Here is a 19,823-nt window from a genome sequence, read left to right as displayed (position 1 = left end):
GGCTTCGGCGAGCGCAAGACGCCTTCGCCGTTCGTGAACGCATGCACTGCATTTCTCTACCTCGATACACTAGGAGACCCACTCGTTGCCGCAGCCCCTTGGCGTCGGCCGCGAAGCCCAAGGGCACAGCAAAATCAAATGGCAACAGTTCCCCACTGCCTCCCCCGAAGGCGGCGGGTAAAGCGCTGTCGCAGGACACAAAGCTTGTCATCATATTGCGCAGGACAGTCGAGGCCACCGCACGGGAAGATGGCTGGTCTCACATGGCGGCGGCGGGGCTTGCCGCCCGAAGGCAGGCTCCAATCTACCCGCGCAATTACGGCGTCAAGAATTTCACCGCGCTTTTCGAAGCGACCGGCCTATTCCAAGTTGAGCGCATCGAGAACGGACAGAGCTTTGTCGCTGACAAGCGCAACAAGGAGCGGACAACGCAACCGAGCCGCTAAATTTGGCGTCCCATCTGGCTGTGATGGGGTCCCTCGTGCACAGTACGTCGGCTCTCGACTATTGCGGGACGCTCGCGATGACTTTTCGTGCCCCCGAAAACGGACCTACTGATCGCCGTGTGCCGAGGCCGGCAATGTCACAAAATTGGCGTGAGCGGGAAAGTCTCTTTTTGGCTCGAACCTCGGCGAAACAGACTTTGTCATTGGCAAGGCGGCGCTTTCGAGGAACCTGGCGAGCCTCCCGATCACTGACCGGTAATTATGCCGGAACCTACGCTATGACCGCTACCCGGGACAGACGGCTGACATTCACCAGGATCGACGAGCAGGCCGTTGCCGATCTGGAGTCAGTTCTGCACGTGTCAATCGTCCGGTGTCAGATGTTAACGCGAACCGTGATGCCTGCAGATGTCGTGTTGCCAGAAATCTGATTGAAGGAACGAGATGCAAAGAGGTCAATATAGGTGCAATTGGTCATAGCCATGTTTGCAGTAGCGGTGATTTCGAACCAGGCATCGGCGTAGTGTCTGCTCTCGAGGCTATCAGGTTCAGCGAACCCCTCTGAAAGTTGTGGCAGGACTACAGTCGACAAGGCGTTACTCGACCAATTGCGGGATAGGGAAATGCCGCCATAGTTTTGCTTGTTACCGCCAAACGCGTGATCGAGCCGGACAGCAGTGCTGGCTGACCAGGTCGGCTCTTCGGTCTCCAGGTCAGTGAGACCTGTGCCCGTGGGAGCTGGTCGCAAAAGTCTGCCTTTCGCGTAGCTCGCGTTGACGGTTGGCGTCAGATACCAGCCTGAACCCAGCGGAATGATCTTTCCGAAGTCTCCACCTATCGCGAAGTAGGGGCTTCCAGTCGCCCCTGTGCTGGGGCGATTTCCTTGTGAAGTGCTGATGTCGCCATAGTCTTGACGACCGTAGCTGATCCACGCATCCGTAACCCAGCCTTCGAAGTTGCCGCCGGCGGCAATCGTTCCGATCAGATAATCGGAGGGCAGAGCGGTATCGGCCTGCTGCAATGTACCGTGGTAGCGCATCACTGTACCACGCACGTAAAGTTGCCCAATTTGCCGAGTTAGCGAAATCGCCTGCCACGAACCGTTCGGACCATTGTCACGATTACTGATCCCGGTTGATGTCGCGATTGTCCAGTGCGGTGCCTCATCGGTTTGCCGGGCGTCGGTTGCATGCGAGGCGGTGTCTGCTGCGGTACCGTCTGTTTCGGCATCTTGTGCATTGGACGGGAAGGGCGCTGCCAGTGCAGCTGTGGCCAGCATAGTCGCGCGAACAAGCATGTTCATGCCGCCCGGTGCAGTTTCGCAGTGAACGCTGCGGGCATGGTCACGCGGGCAAGAAAGCCGTCTTTTGCATGCGCGAATGAGACATCACCACCGTGAGCGCGCGCAATCGAGCGGCAAACTGCAAGGCCTAGCCCACTACCGCTCTGACCGGACTTGCGAGCTGTGTCGCTTCGATAGAATGGCTCGAAAGCCCGATCGAATTCATCCTCGGGTATGCCGGGACCAGCATCGACGACTTCGGCTACCGCTTCGCCATTCTCCAAGAACACCCGCACGCGTGCGCGCGCGCCGTATTTAACTGCATTCTCAAGCAAATTGCCCATAATCCGGCGAATGCCGACCGGATCGACGTCGACCGGGACATGGGCATTGCGCTCAATTTCGACATCCGCGCCGACAAGTTTCGCATCGGCTACGCTGCCGCGCACTAGCTCGGCAAAGTCGATACGCTGGCGTGGGCCCGGCGTCGAGGCGTCGCGTATGAACGCGATGACCTGACTGATCATTGCTTCCATTTCGCCGACTTCCTTCAGGAGACCGTCGCGCTGATCGTCGGCCACGTCCTCTATGCGAAAGCGCAGCCGTGTGAGCGGTGTTCGCAAATCGTGGCTGATCGCCCCCACCATGGCGGTGCGGTCGTCGACGAAGGCGCGCAACCGGTTGCGCATCTGGTTGAAAGCGTTGGCGGCTCTGCCGATTTCGGCGGGGCCGGAAAGCGGGATGATCGTTGCTGAAGGATCGCGTCCCAATTGCTCCGCAGCCATTGCGAAGTCCCTGAGCGGATGCACGATGCGGCGAGCAAAGAGCCATGCAAGCGGACTGACGACGGCCAGCGACAGGGCAAACCATAGAATTACCCGCTTCTGCCAGGCATTCGGGAAAGGTTCTGCGCGCGGTGCCACGGCCAACCAGGTGCCATCGCTCTGACGCGCCGCTGCCACGAAGTCGCCCTCGATAAACGGCGGAGAGGCAAGGTCGAAGACAGTGTCTCGCGTGCGTCTGAATGGAACGGGTTGAGGCTCACCAGACGCGGGCTCAAGTGCTAGTGTTGCAGGCCGGCTTGCACCTGCAGCGGACGATATGGAGAGTGTCGGGGTAAGGGCGTTGTCTGCCGCTATTGCAACAGGGGCAGAGGCGGTTGGAACTTGAGACGCGGTAGTTGCCGGGGCTGCCGAAGAAGACCTGCTTTCACGAGGCTTCGGCACTACCGGGAGACGCCCAGAAATTGTCTCGGGTACGGTGAAAATGCTGCCGATGGAGGGCAGGCTAGCCGCCGGAGCACCGCCGCCCGGTAGTCCTCCCGCAGGGGCGCCGCGCGGCCCCGCGGCATTTGCCGGGGCACCGCCGACAGGGCCGGCGCCGGGCGTTGCTGGATTGGCCGTTGGGGGGGCGCTTCCAGGCTGATTGCCGGCCGGCTGGCTTCCCGCAGGTGCACTAGCAGTGCCGGGCGCCGGGGAAACAGGGGCCGGGCCGGGACGGGTCTGCACACCGGGGTTACTGGCTCGAGGACCCGATGCCTGCGGCAGGCCGCCTCCCGGAATGCCCGTACGGGGGAGGCCGCCGCCCGGGGTTCCGGGCGCACGCGGAACCGAACCGCCGGGAGGCATGCCGCCGGGGAAGCTTCCACCCGGCATGCCGCCGGGGCCGGACGGGCCACCGGGGGGCGGGCCGCCGGGAATCGACTGAGCGTGTGCCGTATCGAACAGCAGTGACGTTGGATTGAAAGATGAGGGAGAACTGACCGCCAGCGGCGAATGATTGTTCGTCGGAACGGCGACACCGCCGACCGGAAGCTGCGTATAGAACGCCAGGACCACTTCGTCGGAGGGGCGCCCGAGGCGGTCGGCAAGGGCCCTGCGCGAGGATTCCGATACCAGCCAGCCCTGTCCGCTTACATCCGGCGGGCCTTTCATTTCACGCCGTTCAAGGCGGTCCGGCAAATCCGTCGACTTCAATGCTGCAGCCACTTCGTCCATATCCCAGCGCGCCGTGGGGCTGGGCGGCAACAGGACGGTAAGCGCCAGTGTCACGAACTGGGCGGCGAGCAGGGCGCATACCAGTATGGCGATCATCTGCATCGCCAGAGGGGGGCCCAATCGGCGGGGAGTGCCAGGCAAGGTCATGGTGCTCGGATTGCCACCAATCCATCGAAATATCGAGCAGGACGATTGTCGCAGAATGTCTCTGTCTTGCCTGAAGTTAACGGAGCGGGGACAGGAGAGAGGGACACGTCCCTCCTGTTCCCGCTCCGTGTTCCCACTGCCGGAATGAAGTCCGGCAAGCGGGAACGGTCACCTCGGATGCCCCGGCGGGGCGAATGTTTCTGCAAAGCTAGATCACGAGCAGGGCGTGTCGATGACGAATATCCGGTATGCTCGCATAGCGAACGGTCAGGAGGCCATGAGGAGGTGGCGACCTCCTTGCGCTTTGCGTTGGTGATGAAGCCATTTCTCGAAAATCCGGGACCGTCACCAGGCAGGGCGGGTGCGACTACAAATCCTGCCTGGCAGACGGTCCCGGTACCGCCCGACGCCATGGCGGCGGCGTTGCGGACGGTGGCTTGAAACGTTTCGAACGATACCGACTTCGCGATACGGGGGAGGCATGGTGCCAGGTGTTTCGCCAAGCGAGCCGCACGAGACATTTCCAAGCGGGTTCGACTTTCCATGACCCAGAAAGTGCGTCTCACAGTTTGCCGCCGAATTTCAGGGATTTTGCACGTTGATTTCAAAGCCTCGGCCAGCCGGGGCAGGGTTTGAAATGCGGGCGGTATATGGGGTTTCTATTGGATAAGGATGTTTCTAGAACCACGCCCAATGGACCTTCAGACCCGCATCCTCATTGTAGATGACGACGAGGGCATTCGCTCGCTGATCAGCGATTTTCTCGTCAAGCATGGATATGCAACCGCGGTTGCTGCAGATCCGCTGGAAATGCGCGCGATGATGGGGCGCGAGCATTTCGATCTTATCGTTCTCGATGTCATGATGCCGCGTGAGGACGGGCTGACGGCACTGCGCCAACTGGGCGCGGACGCACCACCGGTGATCATGCTGTCTGCCGTGGGTAGCGACGTCGATCGGATTGTCGGCCTGGAAATGGGGGCGGACGATTACCTTGCCAAGCCGTGCAATCCGCGCGAATTGCTTGCGCGTATCCGCACGGTTCTGCGTCGCCGCGCAACTCCAACGGCGGTGAATGACGATGGTCCGCAACCTGTCGATGTCGCCAGCCAGGAGCTGGACTCCGGTGATGCGCTGCATTTCGCGGGCTGGCGCATGGATATCGGTCTGCGGTTGCTGTTCGATCCGGCCAATCAACTGATTACCCTGTCGGACGGCGAATTCCGATTGCTGCGCGCATTTGCCGAGCATCCCCGGCGTGTGCTGACGCGCGATCAATTGCTCGACTGGTCGCGCGGAGAAGACAGCGAACACTATGACAGGGCGATCGATGTGCAGCTCTCAAGGCTTCGCCGGAAACTCGCCGAGGGTGAAGGCGGGCAGGACATCATTCGGACGGTCCGCAACGAGGGCTATCTCTTTGTCCCCGCGGTAACGGCGACCCAGTCGGCAACTTAACTGCAATTCTCCTGAAATTCACAGGCAATCGCGACGAACCACTTCTTCGCCCGAGACGGCGGCATGCCTGCCGCCCCGTATCGAAAGAAGGGTTTGCACATGGAAGCGCACGACCACGGGCTTAGTCACGATCTGCGAGCTATGAGCCGCGAACTTGTAGCGCGTCGTCGCGCTCTGGCGTTTCTGGCGAGTGCAGGAACCGTCGTTGCGGTCAGCGCCTGTGGCGGAGGTGACGAATCTTCGGATGGCACAACTACAACCACGACGACGGCTACGCCTACCCCCACGCCGACAAGCACGAGCACCAGCTCGTCCAGTTCATCGTCATCGGGAGGTTCGACTTCGAGCAGTTGTGTCGCCGATCCCACTGAAACCAACGGCCCCTATCCCGCGGACGGCACGAATTCTTCGAGCGGCTCCACGTCGAACGTCCTGATTACCAGCGGCGTCGTACGTTCGGATATCCGTTCCAGTTTCATCGGTTCGACTACCACTGCGGATGGCGTGGAGCTCACGATCGAGTTGCAGCTTGTCGACGTGAATAACAGCTGTTCGGCGATTGAGGGTGCGGCGATCTATATCTGGCATTGCGACGCCGACGGCCGATATTCGCTCTATTCCAGCGGGGTCACGACCGAAAGCTATCTGCGCGGCGTCCAGGTGACGGACAGCGACGGCAAGGTGACTTTTACTACCATCTATCCCGCCTGCTATTCCGGGCGCTGGCCGCATATTCACTTCGAGATTTTCCTCGATGGCCTCACGTCGGCCAGCACCGGTCGGACTGCCGACCTCATCTCGCAGCTCGCCATGCCGGCCGCGACGAACACGGCCGTCTTCACCGGCGACACCCGCTACACGGCCAGCATTGCCAACTACAACGCCGTATCGATTTCGTCCGACAACGTCTTTGGCGACAACACTTCAGCCGAAATAGCGCAGATGACACCGACGATGAGCGGCAGTCTCTCGGCTGGCTATTCGGCCAGCGCTCTGATCGGCATCGAGGTCTGACACCTTCGGACGTGCTGCGCCTCCTTCCCCGAATTCCCTGTTTCCCCCTGTTCAGAAGAGATCCTTCATGAAATCCCTGCATGCCACATCCAGCATGGGTGCGCTCGTTTTCGCGCTCACGGCGGCACCCGTTCTGGCCGACACCACCGTGTCTGCCGATTCCACGACGCCTCTGGTGACGTCGAGTGCCGGTGACGTCACGATTACCGAAGATGGTACTTTATCTCTTGCCAGTGGCTCCGCGATTACCGTCGATAGCGACGCCACGGTGGACGTCGAAGGCGCCATCGAACTCGACGATGCGGTCGCTGCCACCGGCATCGAAGTGAATTCGGGCACCGACGCCACGATCACCGTGGGGGAGGATGCTACGATCTATATTCTGGAGGACTACGTCGCAGAAGATGATGACGATAACTCCATCGCCGATGGTGCGATTGCCGAGGCGAGCAACCGTTACGGCATCCACGTCGACGGCGATGCCTCGGGTACGATTCTGAACGAAGGCTCCATCAAGGTCGAAGGGGTCAATTCCGGTGGTATCGTGCTCGACGGAACCTACACCGGAACCGTGACCAGCACGGGCACGATCAAGGTGATCGGTGACTATTCGACCGGCATTTCGACTCAGGCGATCGATGGAGATCTGACTGTCGAAGGTACGGTCAGCGTCGTCGGCGAAGGCGCGACGGGTGTCTCTGTGGCAGGCGATGTATCGGGTACCGTGACTATTCAGGGAACCGTGGCCCAGGCGGCATCCTACACCAACGACGATAGCGATACGGTCTATCTCTCGCGAGCGGCGCTGCGTGAAGGCACGCCGGCCGTGTCGGTGACCGGCAATGTGGTAGGCGGTATCTACGTGGCTGCTCCTCCGGTCGACCGTGACGATGATGATGACGACGAGGATGGCGACGGTGTCGATGACAGTGACGAAGGCACCGGCTCGATCACGTCCTACGGCAACGGCCCTGCGCTGCAGGTAGGTGGAACCAGCGATATCACCATCGGAACCGTGACCGGCAACGCCGGAGACTTTTCGATTGCGATCGATGGATCGGTCGCCGGGAACGCCTATTACAGCAACACCGACGCATACGGGCTTGTGATTGGCGGGCAGGGCGGCAACGTCACGCTGACCGACGGTATCGGCGTGACCGGCACCGTGCGCGCTACGACCTATGACTCATCTGCGACCGCACTGCTTATCAACGAAGGCAGCACTGTAGACTACCTCTACAACAGCGGTACGATTGCGGCGACCATAAGCTCGCCGGGCGAGGGCTACACGACGGCGATCCAGGACCTTTCCGGTACGCTGAGGACGATCGAGAACACGGGCTTCATCACCGCCAGCGGGTCGAGCACCGACACGCGCGTCGCTTTTGATCTTACGTCCAACACTTCGGGCGTCACCATCGTCCAGTACCTCAACGACGACGATGCAGAGACCAGCGCCGAGTATCTCGAGGACTACGAGGTGGACGAAGATCCGACCATCTACACCAAGATCACCGGGGATATCCTGCTGGGGTCGGGAGATGATACCATCGATGCGTCTTCGGGTGCGATCGTCGGCGATACCTGGTTTGCCGAAGGCGACGATGTGCTCAGTCTTTCAGGCAACATAGCCTATACAGGTGACGTCTATTTCGGAAGCGGGACCGCTAAGGCGACGATGGCGGGAACGTCCAGCTTTGCAGGCACAATGGACTTCGCGGGAGAATCCGCAAGCCTCACCCTGGCCGATTCCGCCGTCTATTCCGGCGACTTCGACAATGCCGACAACCTGACGGTTACCGTAAATGGCGGCACGCTTACGCCCGGCGATACCTCGACCGTCAGTTTCGGTGATCTCTACGTCACATCGGAAGGGACGCTGGGCGTCTACATCGAAGGCGATGACAGCTCGACCTATCAGGTTGCCAGCGCCACCTTCGAAGACGGCGCGAGCATTACCGCAACGGTGAGTGATCTTGCTACTGCGGAAGGCACATATACGGTCCTCACGTCAGACAACCTCACGCTGGAAGGCTCGCTGGCATCCTCGCTTGACCTGCCATTCATCTACGACGGCACAGTCAGCAGCGATACGGACAGTGTCTATCTGACCATCGGGCGCAAGAGTGCCGAGGACCTTGGTCTGACCAGCTCGGCAGCATCGGCCTGGGATGCGGTCTACGCTACGGCCGAAAACGATGAGTATGTGACTGAAAGCCTGCTTCAGGTGGAGGATACCGACACGTTGCAGTCGCAAGTAAGCGGGCTGCTGCCGGATCACGCCGGCGGCGTTTTCGATGCCGTGACCCGGGCAGACCGGCTGGCGGCACGTCACATCAGCGACGACACGAGCCGCTTCGACGTTTCCGACGTGGGTGGCTGGCTGGAACCGATCTATTGGCGCACCAAGCGCGATGCGGGCGATACTGCTGCCTACAAGGTTAGCGGATGGGGCCTGTCCGGCGGTGTCGAGCGTCGCACCGGCCTCGGCTATTTCGGCCTTTCCTATGCATGGCTGCAAAGCAAGGTCACGAACAACGGCGGTACCGGAAAGCTCGATCTCACCCAGCATGATTTCGGCCTGTTCTGGCGTACCGACAAGGGACCGCTGATGGCCTGGGCCCGCCTTGGTGGCGCGCATATCTCGGTGGACTCGACGAGAACCTTCACCGGCACGATCGACGATACCGATTTCACCTACGATGCCGATGGATCGTGGTCGGGCTGGTTGGTTTCCGGACTGGCAGGCGCGTCATACCGCTACCAGCCTAGCCGCCGCTTCAGCCTCAAGCCCAAGCTGGAACTGGAACAGATGTGGTTGAAGGAAAATGGTTATTCGGAGACTGCCGACAGCGATGCCATTGCCCTGACCGTCGCAGGCCGGACAAGCAAGTCCTTGACCGCGACGCCAAGCATCACCGCCGCCTATTCGCTCGGGCCGGTATCGCCCGATTGGCGTCCGCTGACCTTCCAGCTGGAAGCCGGCCGCCGCGAAGTCCTGGCCGGAAGCCTCGGGCGCACGTCGGCCTATTTCAACGGCGGTGACGATTACGACGCCAGTGACATGTTCACGATTACGCCCGACAGCCTGAAAGGGGCATGGATTGGCGAGGCGAGCATTCTTGCCGGTGGCTACGACTTTACCTGGAAGATCGGTGGCCGCGTCGAACATGCGGCAGACAGCACCAGCGTCTCTGTCTCGGCAGGGCTGAGCGTCGCGTTCTGATCGCCGAACATTGTTGGTGACTTGATGCACCCGGCAGACGCGGTCTGCCGGGTGCAAACATGTTCAGGTCCCTGATTCTCCTGATCCAGCAGATGCCGGACGCCTGTCCTCGCGCGTTCCCGTCGTAAGGCCGTCAAAGTGGTGGGAGCGTCGGTTCCTGCAAGCCTGCCGTCATTCGTGCCGCAAGGCGTCGATCGGGTTGAGATTTGCGGCCCGTCGGGCGGGAAAGTAGCCGAAGATCACGCCGATGGCGGCGGATATGAGGAAGGCGAACAGATTGATCTGAGGGTCGAAAGTCCACGGAACCTGCATCAGCGGGGTAGCCGCAGCGATGACGAGCTGCGCCAGCACCAGGCCGATGATGCCGCCCAGACAGGACAGCACTACCGCCTCCACCAGAAACTGCATGAGGGCGACCGCGCCGATGGCAAGCCGGATGCCGATTTCGCGTGTCCGCTCCGTGACCGACACGAGCATGATGTTCATTATGCCGATGCCGCCGGCGACCAGATTGATGGCGGCAACTTCGGCCACGATCTGGGTCAGGAGTGTGGTCGTTCCTGTCAGCGTGTCGGAAATCTGCTTGGTATCGAAGATGTTGAAATCGTCTTCCTTGTCGCCGGAGATATGCCGCCGCTCGCGCAGCAGGCTCGTGAGCGAGGTCTGCACCTGTACGGTGGAATAGTTCTCATCGACACCGACAAGGATCATGCGAATGTCGGTGGAACCGGTGAAACGGCGCTGGACCGTCTTGATGGGCATGATGACCACATCGTCCTGATCGCCCCCGAAGCCGGCCTGTCCGCGCGTTGTGAGGGTGCCGATCACATCGCAGCTGATTCCGCCAATGCGAAAGCGTTTGTCCAGCGCATCGGTACCGCGAAACAGGTTCTTCTTCACGGTCGAGCCGATGATGCAGACGGCCTTGCCCGCGTTTTCCTCGGCTGGTGTGAATGTCCGACCGGATTCCAGCGGCCACGGCTGGACTTTGAAATAGGCATTCGTGGTGCCGTAGTAGAGGCGCCCGGTCGGCATCGCGGAGGAGCCGTGGCCCCCAACGCATCTCGGTACTTTCCGGATCGGCGCGTAGGTTCCCCCTCCCGAATTGCGAAGGGGGCGGACTTCAGATCAGGTCCGCAAGCTTTCGCACCGTTTGCCCGATTTGCATGAGCTTTGCCTCATTCAGACGGTCGGTGGGACCGGATATGCCGATTGCCGCAACCGCGATCCCCTTGCTGTCGAGGATCGGCGCCGCCGCATTGGCAGAGCCTTTCATCACTTCCTCGATGCTCATTGCAAATCCGCGGCGTCGGGTTTCGGCATAATCCTGGAGTTCTTCGGCACTGGGTGGACGCCCGAGCATCTCGGCCCGCTGTTCGTCATCGAGAAACGCCAGGACCGCGCGCCCGGCCGAACTCCTGTCCGGCGTTACAGGTACGCCGATCCTTGGTGCCATTCGTAGCATGTGTTTGCTTTCGACGACGTCGACGACGACCAAGCGCTGATGGTCGGGGATCGCCAGGAAAGCCGTTTCGCCCGTTTCCTCGCAAAGCCTGTTCAAAACGGTTCTGGCTTTGCGGCGCAACGCATCGCCGCTTCGCGCCAGGTTCGCAATCGAGAAGAGATGGGGAGTCAGCTCCCATTTCTTCGGGGTGCCGGGCGCAAGGCGGATCCACCCCGCGTCGGACAGCGTGAGGACGGTTCGCTGCATCGCGCTACGGTCGTCGCCCAGCAGTTGCGCAAGCGCGCTGACCCCGATTGGCTGTTGTTCCGATATCGCATCGATCGTCCGCAAGGCGCGCAGCAGACTCTGGTTTCTCTTGACAGCCATGGGTCTCACTATATGATCACATAGAAATCATAAAAGATCACTATGTGATCGGTAAGTCAACTGGAAGTTGCATCGTGGGAGAGGCGATGGCTTTGCTTGGAATAAGCGATCTGCGCGACGATCTGGAATTCGGCGCGAAGGTGACAGGCCTGACGCGCAGTGCGCTTGAAGACGCGTGCGTGCGCTCGAACCTCAAGCATCTGCTCGAAGACAGGGGCGTGATCGTCTTCAAGGGCCTCGAGCAGACCAGCGAAATGCAGGTCAGGCTCAGCGAAGTCTTCGGCCCGCTGAAGGAGCACCCCGTAAAGTCGGTCGATCGTGCCGATCGTGACAACCTGCCTGGTGTCATCGTCATCGCGGTAGGTCCGGGGTCCGGTATCGTCGAAATCGACGGCAAGCCGCTCGTTACCTGGCAACCCTGGCATTTCGATCATGCCTATAATGATGAATTGATGTATGCGGCCGTGCTGCGGTCCATCAAGATCGCCAAGGACGGCGGACGCACGGCTTTTGCCGACGGCATCCAGATCTACAATGACATGTCCCCAGAGATGCGAGAGGCGGCTGAGAGTCTCAACGTTCTGTATAACCTGGATCTGCGTTACGATCGTCAGCGCTTCGGCCTGCCGCAAAACTTCCGCCTCGTGAAGAACCATGCGAGTTCGATGAGCGCGGACAACGAAAACGCGCGCTGTGCTGTGCATCCGGCGGTATGGGAAAGGCCCACCGGCGAGAAGGTGTTCCACATGTGCGGCTATGGCTGCCGTGGACTGGAAGGCGACCGCAGCGACGCGGCATTCGAGCGGCTCGCCGAAGTGTGGGATGAAGCGGAAAGGGCGATGAAGCCTTATTTCCACGAGTGGGAAGAGGGCGACATGGTCGTCTGGGACAATCTGCGCGTCCTGCATACCGCGACGGGGAGCAATCCGGAGGAGCCGCGCGAAGTCCATCGCACGACTATCAAGGGAGACTACGGCCTGGGGCGGTGGGAGCAGGAAACCAGAGAATCTGAAACCGTCTGAACAGAGCGGGATGCCATTGCCTCGGCGTCATGGGGGCAGCGCCGATGCGGCGAGGGGCAGCATTCGGGCCAACTCAATCGGATCGTCGTGATTGAGGGCTTCGGGGACAACCAGAGGTCGCAAGGCCGAGAGGGAGGGCATGCACGGCAAAGTCGACAGTCAGGCGGCAGCGGAATGGCGAGATCACTGGCCAGTCGTGTTGTCGAGCCTGTTCGGCATCGGGTTGTTGACCGTCTATGTCTATTCGACCGGCCTGATGATCCAGCCGCTAGAGCAGGAGTTTGGCTGGACTCGTGCGCAAATAACGTCCGGCCCCACGATAGTGGCCGTGATCGGCAGCATTGCGGCACCTTTCATGGGGCACGCGATCGACCGGTTTGGCGCGCGGCGCATCGCGATACCTGGCGTGATCGCACTGTGTGCGACCATCGCCCTCCTTTCCCAATCCGGTGCGAGCATCTGGAGCTGGTGGGGGCTGTGGTTCCTCGTCGCCCTCGCTCATCCCTTCGTGAAGCCCACGGTCTGGATTGCAGCGGTTTCCAGCGTCTTTGCGAAGGGGAGGGGCTTTGCCCTGGCTGTCGCCCTTTGCGGCGCAAGCCTCGGGTCGACGATAACGCCGGTCCTCACGAACCATCTCATAGATGAATTCGGTTGGCGTCTCGCCTATGTCCTGACCGGCGCGATCTGGTTCGTGGTCGTGCTGCCGCTCGTCTTTTTCTTCTTCTACGGTGCGCATGACCAGGCGCGCATCGGTGCGCGGATGCGGCAGCCGGCAAGCGCGCCTACGACGCCGGTGGGGCTCGACGGGCGGACAGCTTTGTTGTCTTTGAAGTTCGTGAAGGTCGCGATGGCTGCGTCCGTCATTTCCATGTGCAGCGTCGCCATGACGGTCAACCTGGTTCCCATCTTCTCACAAGACGGGATAGACCGCACCACGGCCGCATGGATAGCCGGCATCGCGGGGCTTTCGGGTGTCGCTGGCAAGCTGACGGGCGGCTTCCTGATAGACCGTCTCAATGCCGGGCGGGTGGTCGGCATCATGACCGCTACCCCGGCCATCTCGGCCCTTCTCCTGATCGCTTATCCCGGCGCGGTAGACGTTGCTGTCGCAGCCGTAGCGCTGCTGGGTTTTGCGATAGGTGTTGAATTCGACGGCGCTGCGTATCTGGTCGGGCGACACTTCGGATTGCGCAGGTTCGGGCTCGTCTATGGCACGGTGGCCGGACTGGTCGCTCTGGCCGGTGGTGTCGGCCCCGTTATCGCAAATCACGCCTTCGATGTGACGGGCAGCTATTTGCCGCTCCTTTGGGCTGTCGTGCCGCTCGCTCTCATTTCGGGAATACTGTTTCTCACACTTGGTTCGTATCCAGACTTTGATGCACCAGGTAAATATAAAATACAAAAATAGTAATAGTAAAAGACGTAATTTGAAATAGATTTATATCTTTATTTATTAAAGTGAATTTATGTATTTCATTTAATATAAGTCTACGCAGGGAGGTTAGTCTTGAAAGTTGATCATTTTTCGCGCTCGGAAGGGTGTCGCTCCTCGTATTTGACAGTCCGGCGTGCGGCTCTGCTGGGTGTCACCGCGCTCACGGCGCCGTTCCTGGAGGCACCGGCGCTGGCGCAGGAAGCCCAGAATGCGCCGGCGGTGGATCGTGATGTCATCATCGTAACGGCGCAACGCCGCGCTGAAGCACTTGAAGATGTCCCGATGACAGTCACGGTCGTAAACCAGGAAACGCTGGCTGCATCTGGCATTATCTCGGTGCGCGACCTTCAGAATGTCACGACAGGCGTCCAGCTTGGTCAGGGCGGCGGTTTTGCCCAGCCGGCCGTGCGCGGCGTTACAACCATCATCAACGGCACGTTCGAAAACAACGTGACTCTCTATGTGGATGATCTTTACCAGCCTATCGCCCAGGCTCTTAACGTGGACCTTGTCGACGTGCAGAGTGTGCAGGTTCTGAAAGGGCCGCAGGGTACGCTATACGGCCGTAATGCCACGGGCGGCGTCATTCTGATGGAGACGATTTCTCCAACGCAAAGCTGGGCCGCCAAGGCCGAGGCCACTTACGCCCGGTTCGACGACAAGCGAATTGGCGGATACGTGGCGGGCCCGATCAATGACATGATCGGCATCAGCGTGTCCGGGTACCATCGCCGGTCCGACGGCTACCACAAGCTGGCCAGCCGCTCTGTTCCGGGAGAGACCGATGGCCGCGGGCCCGGTCTGGAACAGGACACGGTGCGCGCCAAGATCGTTATTACTCCATCGCACAACTTCAAGGTGACGCTGGGGTACAACTACATGCACCTCGACGATCCCCGCGGCCTTATCTTCTCTCCGTATGAGAACGTCGTGCCGACGTACAACGTGCTGCCGGGCGGTGAATACCGGGCCACAAAGTTCGGCACGGTCGCCTATGACTTCGAAATCTCCAACGACAGCGAGACCCATGAAGGGCTGCTCAAGATGGAACTGGATACGGGACTGGGCAAACTGCGCTCGATCAGCGGGTACACACAGTTCAAGGGCTATACCGAATTCGATTTCGACGGTTCGTACGTTCCTAACAGCTGGAGCACGAGCAGGCAGCGCTGGCGGATTTTCCAGCAGGCGGTCGACTATACGATAGACGCGGTGGACAGGCTGACGCTGGCCTTGGGCGGAACCTACTACAAGCAGAAGGTGAAGTTCATCGATCCTTCGATCCCATACGCGAACTTCGGGATCGGCAGCACGGTCTACGATCCCGACAACCCGTTGCCGCTGAGCGCGTACACCGGGCTCTGGACGACCTTCTACGACGAGGAGAAGGAAGCCTGGGCGCTCTATGCCGATGCTACATACAAACTTACGGATCGCCTGACGATCAACGTCGGCGGACGGTACAGCGAGGAAGACCAGAGTGTTTCGGGTGAACAGCCGAGCATTCTTTCCGTATTCGACCTGCCCTACGCCAGTGCCAGCGCAAACTTCAGCAAGTTCACGCCGAGAGCATCAATTCGTTACGAAATCATGCCGCAGACGAATATCTACGCGTCCTATTCGAAGGGCTTCCGCAGCGGCGCTTTCAACAACAGGCAACCGAGCCCGGGAACGCCCTGGCTCCCCGCAGATCAGGAGACGATCGACGCCTATGAAGTCGGTTTCAAAACGGCGCAAAACCGCTTCCGATTCGAAGTGGCCGGTTTCTATTACGACTACAAGAACCTGCAGGTGAGTTCGACGACGACCATTCCCGGGACGGGTACGCCGATCGTAACCATCACCAATGCCCCGAGTGCCGAGGTCTATGGCATCGAAGGCAGTTTCGATGTGGAAGTCCTGGAGAACCTGCACCTCCGCGCCGGCGCGACATGGTTGCACGCCCGCTACGGCGATGACTTCACTTTCAGCACGGTAGGCGTGGACCCGACGCAGGTCGGTATCAATTCGAGCTCCGATCCGCTCAAGACATTCCTGAACGTCAGCCAGGTTCAGGATTTGTCGGGCCAGCAAATGTCGCGTGCGCCCGACTTCACCGCCAATGTGGGCATGGACTATCTCATTCCCGTGGGAGACGGCGGTTTCCGTTTCGCGGCGAACCTGAAGTACACGGACAGCTACGTTGTCACCAATCCTTCGGTCTGGGGTCCCTTGCTGATCGGCACGGAATATGAAGATCGCGCCAATGAGCAACGCTTCCGCCAGGGCGACTACGTCCTGCTCAACACCTCGGTCACCTGGACCGACCCTTCCGACTCCTATTACCTTCGGGCATGGGTCAACAACTTGACCGACTCTCGTTATCGCCTCCATTACAACGGCACGGGATCCTGGGGCACGTATGCGCCGATGGGCGAGCCGCGCACTTACGGCCTGACCGTCGGTGTCAAATTCGGGGAGAGGTGATTGGGCCCATTCTGCTGACGCACCAAATATAACATAAATCGGCGTCAGCTCCTGCTCTTCTTCCAAGCTTGATCGGAATCCGGCCTGAGTTGAGGACGGAGGAGATGAGACCAAGGGTTACGGAAGAGCAGGTTATCGGTGTGCCGCCGGGCAGGAGCAGCAGTGAAGACTGCCTACCTCGCCCGGCGGCACATACCATTTGTAGGTGTGAGCTTAGACGATGTTCTGGTTCGGTGCCGAGCCGAGCGATCAGGAATCGTCCACCGTCTCCACCCGCCGCATCTCGCGGTGTTCGGAATGGTCGAAGCGGCGGCCGCGATGGACGGTGGCGCGGTTGTCGTACATGACCCGATCGCCTGCCTGCCATTTGTGGCTGTAGACCCGCTCGCGCTGGCCGATGTGCTCGATCGCGCAGACCTTGCTGTCGCACCACAATACTGTCCGGCGTCAGCGCCCATGGCACAGATTAGGTGTTGAGATTCAAGGAGGGTTTGGGCTTCGTCGTAGTGACGAAGGAACGCAGATGACGCCCAAACCCTCCTTGCGAAAATCGCCGACCAAGGCCTCTGCCGAAGTTGTGGTGAAGGACATCCGCCGACAGACGCGGCAACATTTCTCGGCCGAAGACAAGATCCGCATCGTGCTGGACGGATTGCGCGGCCTTCGGCTTCGATCCTGTGAAGCCACTCTTCGGCGACGACTTTGAATGTGTCACCGGCAGAGATGTCAGCAACGCCGCGTGTGAGCTTCTTGTAGCTGGACGGGTTCACGCCCTTTTCGAGCATGCGACGGGCATTTTCCCGCTTCTCCCGCGCCTCCTTCAACGAAACCTCAGGATATACGCCGAGAGCGACGGTACCTCGCTTGCCCTCGTGACGGTAGTCCAGGCGCCAGTACCCTCCGCCGTTCGGCTGAACGAGAAGGTACAGGCCGTGCATGTCGCTGACCTTGAAAGGTTTCTCGTCAGGCTTGATCCTGCGAATGGCTGCATCGGTGAGCATGACGGTATCTGCTCCGCTGTGTGCGATCTGATACCGTCAATGTACCGTCAAATGCCGTGGTTTCCAACGGATGGGGGTGAATTTGGACGGAATAGATACCGTCAAAACCCTTGGAAATTAGCGGCTTTTTGGACGTCCATGGGCCATCGCGGAAAGGGCGATGGTGCCCGGGGGCGGGATCGAACCACCGACACTGCGATTTTCAGTCGCATGCTCTACCAACTGAGCTACCCGGGCGTCGCCTCGAACGTGAAGTCCCTGGGGACCGTCGAGCGGCTGGTTGCGGGCCTATGGCGAAGCTCAGGCGCCTTTGCAACCCCCTAATCGAAAGGAAATTCAATCGTCCTGTGAATTGTCCGGAAAGCTCGGAGGGCCGGGCAGGGCATAGCCGTCGTCGAGCCACTTGAGCAGATCGCGATCGCGGCAGCGCTTCGAGCAAAAGGGAGCATGATCGGGTTTGCGCGGCTTTCCGCAGATGGGGCATTTGCGTTCGGACTGGGTCATTGCTGCACCGCCTGCGCGAATCCGCCGAGGAGTTCAAGGGCAGGGTCCTCCTGCCAGCGAAGCGTCCGGCCGGTTCTGCGCGTCAGCTCGCGTTCCCAGGCGGCTGTAACCGCACAGCGCACCGCCGGATGCGCGGTGAGCAGGAGCACGCCCGGCTCCGCGACATTTTCGGCGCGGCGCAAGAGCAGGCGCGCGGCAGCTCCGGCGGGGTCGCTGCGGACGCGCTGCAGGATCGAGGGGCGCTCCAGCCTGGCGACCAGCTGGACGAAACCGAAGCCGTTCATCGCCGTGCGCTGGTGGGGCCAGTGCGCAAGGGCTTCGGCCAGAGCCTCGTCGACGGCGCGGCGGTCATCCTTGCGTTCCAGCGTCGGAAAATCGATCCCGATCGAACCGGCGAGATCGAAGCGGCCGATGGCGCAGGCGATGGCGGGCACGGCGGCAAGCGCCAGCGCCCTGGGTGGCAAGGTGCCATCGATGTCGATCAGGGTCATCGCCGGAGTCGGGGAGGCCACGAGAGTGCCGCCATCGAACGCCAGCACCCCATCGACTGCTTCCGCGATCAGGTCGGGCCAGGGATCCTCGGGAAAGCGCGTGACGGCGCGGACCCGCAGGCCTTCGCTCTGCAGTGCTGTCGCCAGCGGAGGTGCAGCCCGACGCGCCCTTTCGCTGAAACGTGCCTGCGCGCGCTTGTACCGCCCCGTCTCGGCCATGGCAGAGCGGGTGACCTCGACACGGATCGGCGCGCCTTCGCTGGCCGAGGCGGGCAAGCCGTCGACGAGCGCTTCTTCGCCGGAAGCGAAGCGGACGGTGCCGCGCGAGGCGCCGCTGCGCCGAGAGACGAGAACCGCGTCGTCGATCTTCCCTGCAGCCAGACCTCCCGGCCAATGCAGGCGTGCCGCGAGGACCTCACCCCCATCGGTCAGGATCGCACGGCTTTCGCCGATCCCGTCTTCCACCAGCCACTCAGGCAATCGGGAATCCTGCCGATTTCAGGAGGGCGCGGGTTTCGAAAAGCGGCAATCCGACGACGGCGGAATGGCTTCCGGAAATCCAGGCGATCAGCCCTTCGGCGCTGCCCTGGATGGCATAGCCCCCGGCCTTGCCCTCCCATTCGCCGCCGGCGATGTAGGCCTCCACTTCCTCGCGCGAGAGCGGCTTGAAGCGCACGATGGTCTCACACACGCGTTCGCGCAGGGCACCGTCGGGTGCGCGCAGGGCGATGGCGGAGAGAACCCGGTGACGGCGGCCCGAGAGCAGATCGAGACACTGGCGCGCCGCGGCTTCATCTTCGGCCTTGGGCAGGATGCGGCGTCCGCAGGCGACAACGGTATCGCCGGCCAGGACGTGGGCATCGCCCGGAGCCAGCGCTAACGCCTTCTCGCGTGCCATGCGGCGCGCATAGTCGCGCGGCAGTTCGCGCGCTGCCGGGGTTTCGTCGATATCGGCCGCCTCGATTGCATCCGGGACCACGCCGAGCCGCGAAATCAGTTCGCGACGGCGCGGGCTGGCCGAAGCCAGGATCAGTCGGGGAGCAGGACCGTGGGCTGCCGCGTCTGCGTGCATCGCGTCGGCGGACGGGGCTTCAGTACTGACCGGGGCCACCGCGACCGGGCATGAAGCGATAAGTGATACGGCCCTTGGTGAGGTCGTAGGGCGTCAGCTCCACGAGCACTTCGTCGCCCACCAGCACGCGGATGCGGTTCTTTCGCATCTTGCCTGCCGTGTGGCCGAGGATTTCATGGCCGTTTTCCAGTTCGACGCGGAACATGGCGTTGGGCAGTAGTTCTACCACCCGTCCGCGCATCTCGAGGAGTTCTTCTTTCGCCATTGGCGATCAGTGTCCGTTTTTCTGTCGTGTCATCGCGGCGCGACATAGCCACCACGGCGATAAAATGGAAGCCTTGGCAGTTCAGCGTTCTGCAATACCTCTGCGACAAAATGTTACCCTCCGGAAGATTGCGGCACGAAACCAGCGGCGGCATGAGCGTTTTTGG

General features: G+C 61.0%; 15 protein-coding genes, 1 tRNA gene and 3 pseudogenes. 8 read left to right on the top strand and 11 right to left on the bottom strand.

Going from position 1 to position 19,823, the window contains the following annotated elements:
* The first annotated feature begins 98 nt into the window (after window positions 1-98).
* The gene (locus LK12_RS25165) at window positions 99-446 is read left to right on the top strand and encodes an OST-HTH/LOTUS domain-containing protein (protein WP_231568329.1); all 348 of its coding nucleotides are present in this window, start codon (window positions 99-101) and stop codon (window positions 444-446) included.
* A 376-nt stretch (window positions 447-822) separates the two neighbouring features.
* On the opposite strand, the gene LK12_RS11625 is transcribed toward LK12_RS25165, so the two are convergent.
* Window positions 823-1,749 (bottom strand): autotransporter domain-containing protein, encoded by a 927-nt coding sequence (locus LK12_RS11625; protein ID WP_039283680.1) that lies wholly within the window; start codon window positions 1,747-1,749, stop codon window positions 823-825.
* A complete protein-coding gene (locus LK12_RS25160) occupies window positions 1,746-2,690 on the bottom strand; it encodes an ATP-binding protein (RefSeq protein ID WP_231568328.1) in 945 nt (314 codons plus the stop codon). Before LK12_RS25160 ends, LK12_RS11625 begins: the two co-directional genes overlap by 4 nt.
* 1,875 nt (window positions 2,691-4,565) lie before the next feature.
* On the opposite strand from LK12_RS25160, the gene LK12_RS11615 reads away from it, so the two are divergent.
* The 3 genes from LK12_RS11615 to LK12_RS11605 all read left to right on the top strand — a co-directional run bounded on the left by LK12_RS11615 (window position 4,566) and on the right by LK12_RS11605 (window position 9,570).
* A complete protein-coding gene (locus tag LK12_RS11615) occupies window positions 4,566-5,330 on the top strand; it encodes a response regulator (protein WP_039283675.1) in 765 nt (254 codons plus the stop codon).
* A 99-nt stretch (window positions 5,331-5,429) separates the two neighbouring features.
* Window positions 5,430-6,344, top strand: coding sequence for an intradiol ring-cleavage dioxygenase (locus LK12_RS11610; RefSeq protein WP_039283672.1), 915 nt, complete (start codon window positions 5,430-5,432; stop codon window positions 6,342-6,344).
* Between the two features lie 67 nt (window positions 6,345-6,411).
* Window positions 6,412-9,570 carry an autotransporter outer membrane beta-barrel domain-containing protein gene (locus LK12_RS11605; RefSeq protein ID WP_082010466.1) on the top strand — a complete coding sequence of 1,053 codons (3,159 nt, stop codon included), beginning with the start codon at window positions 6,412-6,414 and terminating at the stop codon, window positions 9,568-9,570.
* A gap of 171 nt (window positions 9,571-9,741) precedes the next feature.
* Here LK12_RS11605 and LK12_RS11600 read toward each other — a convergent pair.
* Both LK12_RS11600 and LK12_RS11595 read right to left on the bottom strand, forming a co-directional pair.
* Window positions 9,742-10,584 (bottom strand): annotated as a pseudogene (locus LK12_RS11600) (ABC transporter permease); the annotation flags it as partial.
* 109 nt (window positions 10,585-10,693) lie between these two features.
* The gene (locus LK12_RS11595) at window positions 10,694-11,401 is read right to left on the bottom strand and encodes an IclR family transcriptional regulator (protein ID WP_039283670.1); all 708 of its coding nucleotides are present in this window, start codon (window positions 11,399-11,401) and stop codon (window positions 10,694-10,696) included.
* An 86-nt stretch (window positions 11,402-11,487) separates the two neighbouring features.
* Here LK12_RS11595 and LK12_RS11590 point away from each other — a divergent pair, with 86 nt between their 5' ends.
* From LK12_RS11590 to LK12_RS11580, 3 genes are all read left to right on the top strand, one after another.
* Window positions 11,488-12,423: a TauD/TfdA dioxygenase family protein gene (locus LK12_RS11590; protein ID WP_039283667.1), complete on the top strand. Its 936-nt coding sequence runs from the start codon at window positions 11,488-11,490 to the stop codon at window positions 12,421-12,423.
* Between the two features lie 139 nt (window positions 12,424-12,562).
* Window positions 12,563-13,831 carry an MFS transporter gene (locus LK12_RS11585; protein WP_039283663.1) on the top strand — a complete coding sequence of 423 codons (1,269 nt, stop codon included), beginning with the start codon at window positions 12,563-12,565 and terminating at the stop codon, window positions 13,829-13,831.
* A 147-nt stretch (window positions 13,832-13,978) separates the two neighbouring features.
* Entirely contained in the window at window positions 13,979-16,324 is a 2,346-nt protein-coding gene (locus LK12_RS11580) for a TonB-dependent receptor (protein ID WP_039283660.1), read from the top strand.
* A gap of 249 nt (window positions 16,325-16,573) precedes the next feature.
* Here the strand turns inward: LK12_RS11580 and LK12_RS11575 are convergent, their stop codons facing one another.
* The gene (locus tag LK12_RS11575; RefSeq protein WP_039283657.1) at window positions 16,574-16,759 is read right to left on the bottom strand and encodes a TauD/TfdA family dioxygenase; all 186 of its coding nucleotides are present in this window, start codon (window positions 16,757-16,759) and stop codon (window positions 16,574-16,576) included.
* 88 nt (window positions 16,760-16,847) lie between these two features.
* Between LK12_RS11575 and LK12_RS24215 the strand changes: the two are divergent.
* A pseudogene (locus LK12_RS24215) lies at window positions 16,848-16,985 on the top strand (IS3 family transposase); the annotation flags it as partial.
* Between the two features lie 97 nt (window positions 16,986-17,082).
* Here the strand turns inward: LK12_RS24215 and LK12_RS25300 are convergent.
* From LK12_RS25300 to infA, 6 genes and pseudogenes are all read right to left on the bottom strand, one after another.
* Window positions 17,083-17,325, bottom strand: a pseudogene (locus tag LK12_RS25300) (Arm DNA-binding domain-containing protein); the annotation flags it as partial.
* A 161-nt stretch (window positions 17,326-17,486) separates the two neighbouring features.
* Window positions 17,487-17,562, bottom strand: a tRNA-Phe gene (locus LK12_RS11570).
* 99 nt (window positions 17,563-17,661) lie between these two features.
* Window positions 17,662-17,829 carry a DNA gyrase inhibitor YacG gene (locus LK12_RS24205; RefSeq protein ID WP_082010463.1) on the bottom strand — a complete coding sequence of 56 codons (168 nt, stop codon included), beginning with the start codon at window positions 17,827-17,829 and terminating at the stop codon, window positions 17,662-17,664.
* Window positions 17,826-18,800 (bottom strand): Rne/Rng family ribonuclease, encoded by a 975-nt coding sequence (locus LK12_RS11565; protein WP_039283654.1) that lies wholly within the window; start codon window positions 18,798-18,800, stop codon window positions 17,826-17,828. The genes LK12_RS24205 and LK12_RS11565 overlap by 4 nt, the downstream gene beginning before the upstream one ends.
* Window positions 18,793-19,392: a Maf family protein gene (locus LK12_RS11560; protein WP_039283651.1), complete on the bottom strand. Its 600-nt coding sequence runs from the start codon at window positions 19,390-19,392 to the stop codon at window positions 18,793-18,795. The genes LK12_RS11565 and LK12_RS11560 overlap by 8 nt, the downstream gene beginning before the upstream one ends.
* 19 nt (window positions 19,393-19,411) lie before the next feature.
* Window positions 19,412-19,657 carry a translation initiation factor IF-1 gene (infA, locus tag LK12_RS11555; protein ID WP_007014967.1) on the bottom strand — a complete coding sequence of 82 codons (246 nt, stop codon included), beginning with the start codon at window positions 19,655-19,657 and terminating at the stop codon, window positions 19,412-19,414.
* Between the last annotated feature and the right edge of the window lie 166 nt (window positions 19,658-19,823).

Origin of the sequence: Novosphingobium malaysiense (assembly GCF_000802225.1) — a bacterium.
Taxonomy (GTDB): Bacteria; Pseudomonadota; Alphaproteobacteria; order Sphingomonadales; family Sphingomonadaceae; genus Novosphingobium; species Novosphingobium malaysiense.
Note: the sequence above shows the minus strand (reverse complement) of the source record. Positions and strands in the feature narration are given on the sequence as shown.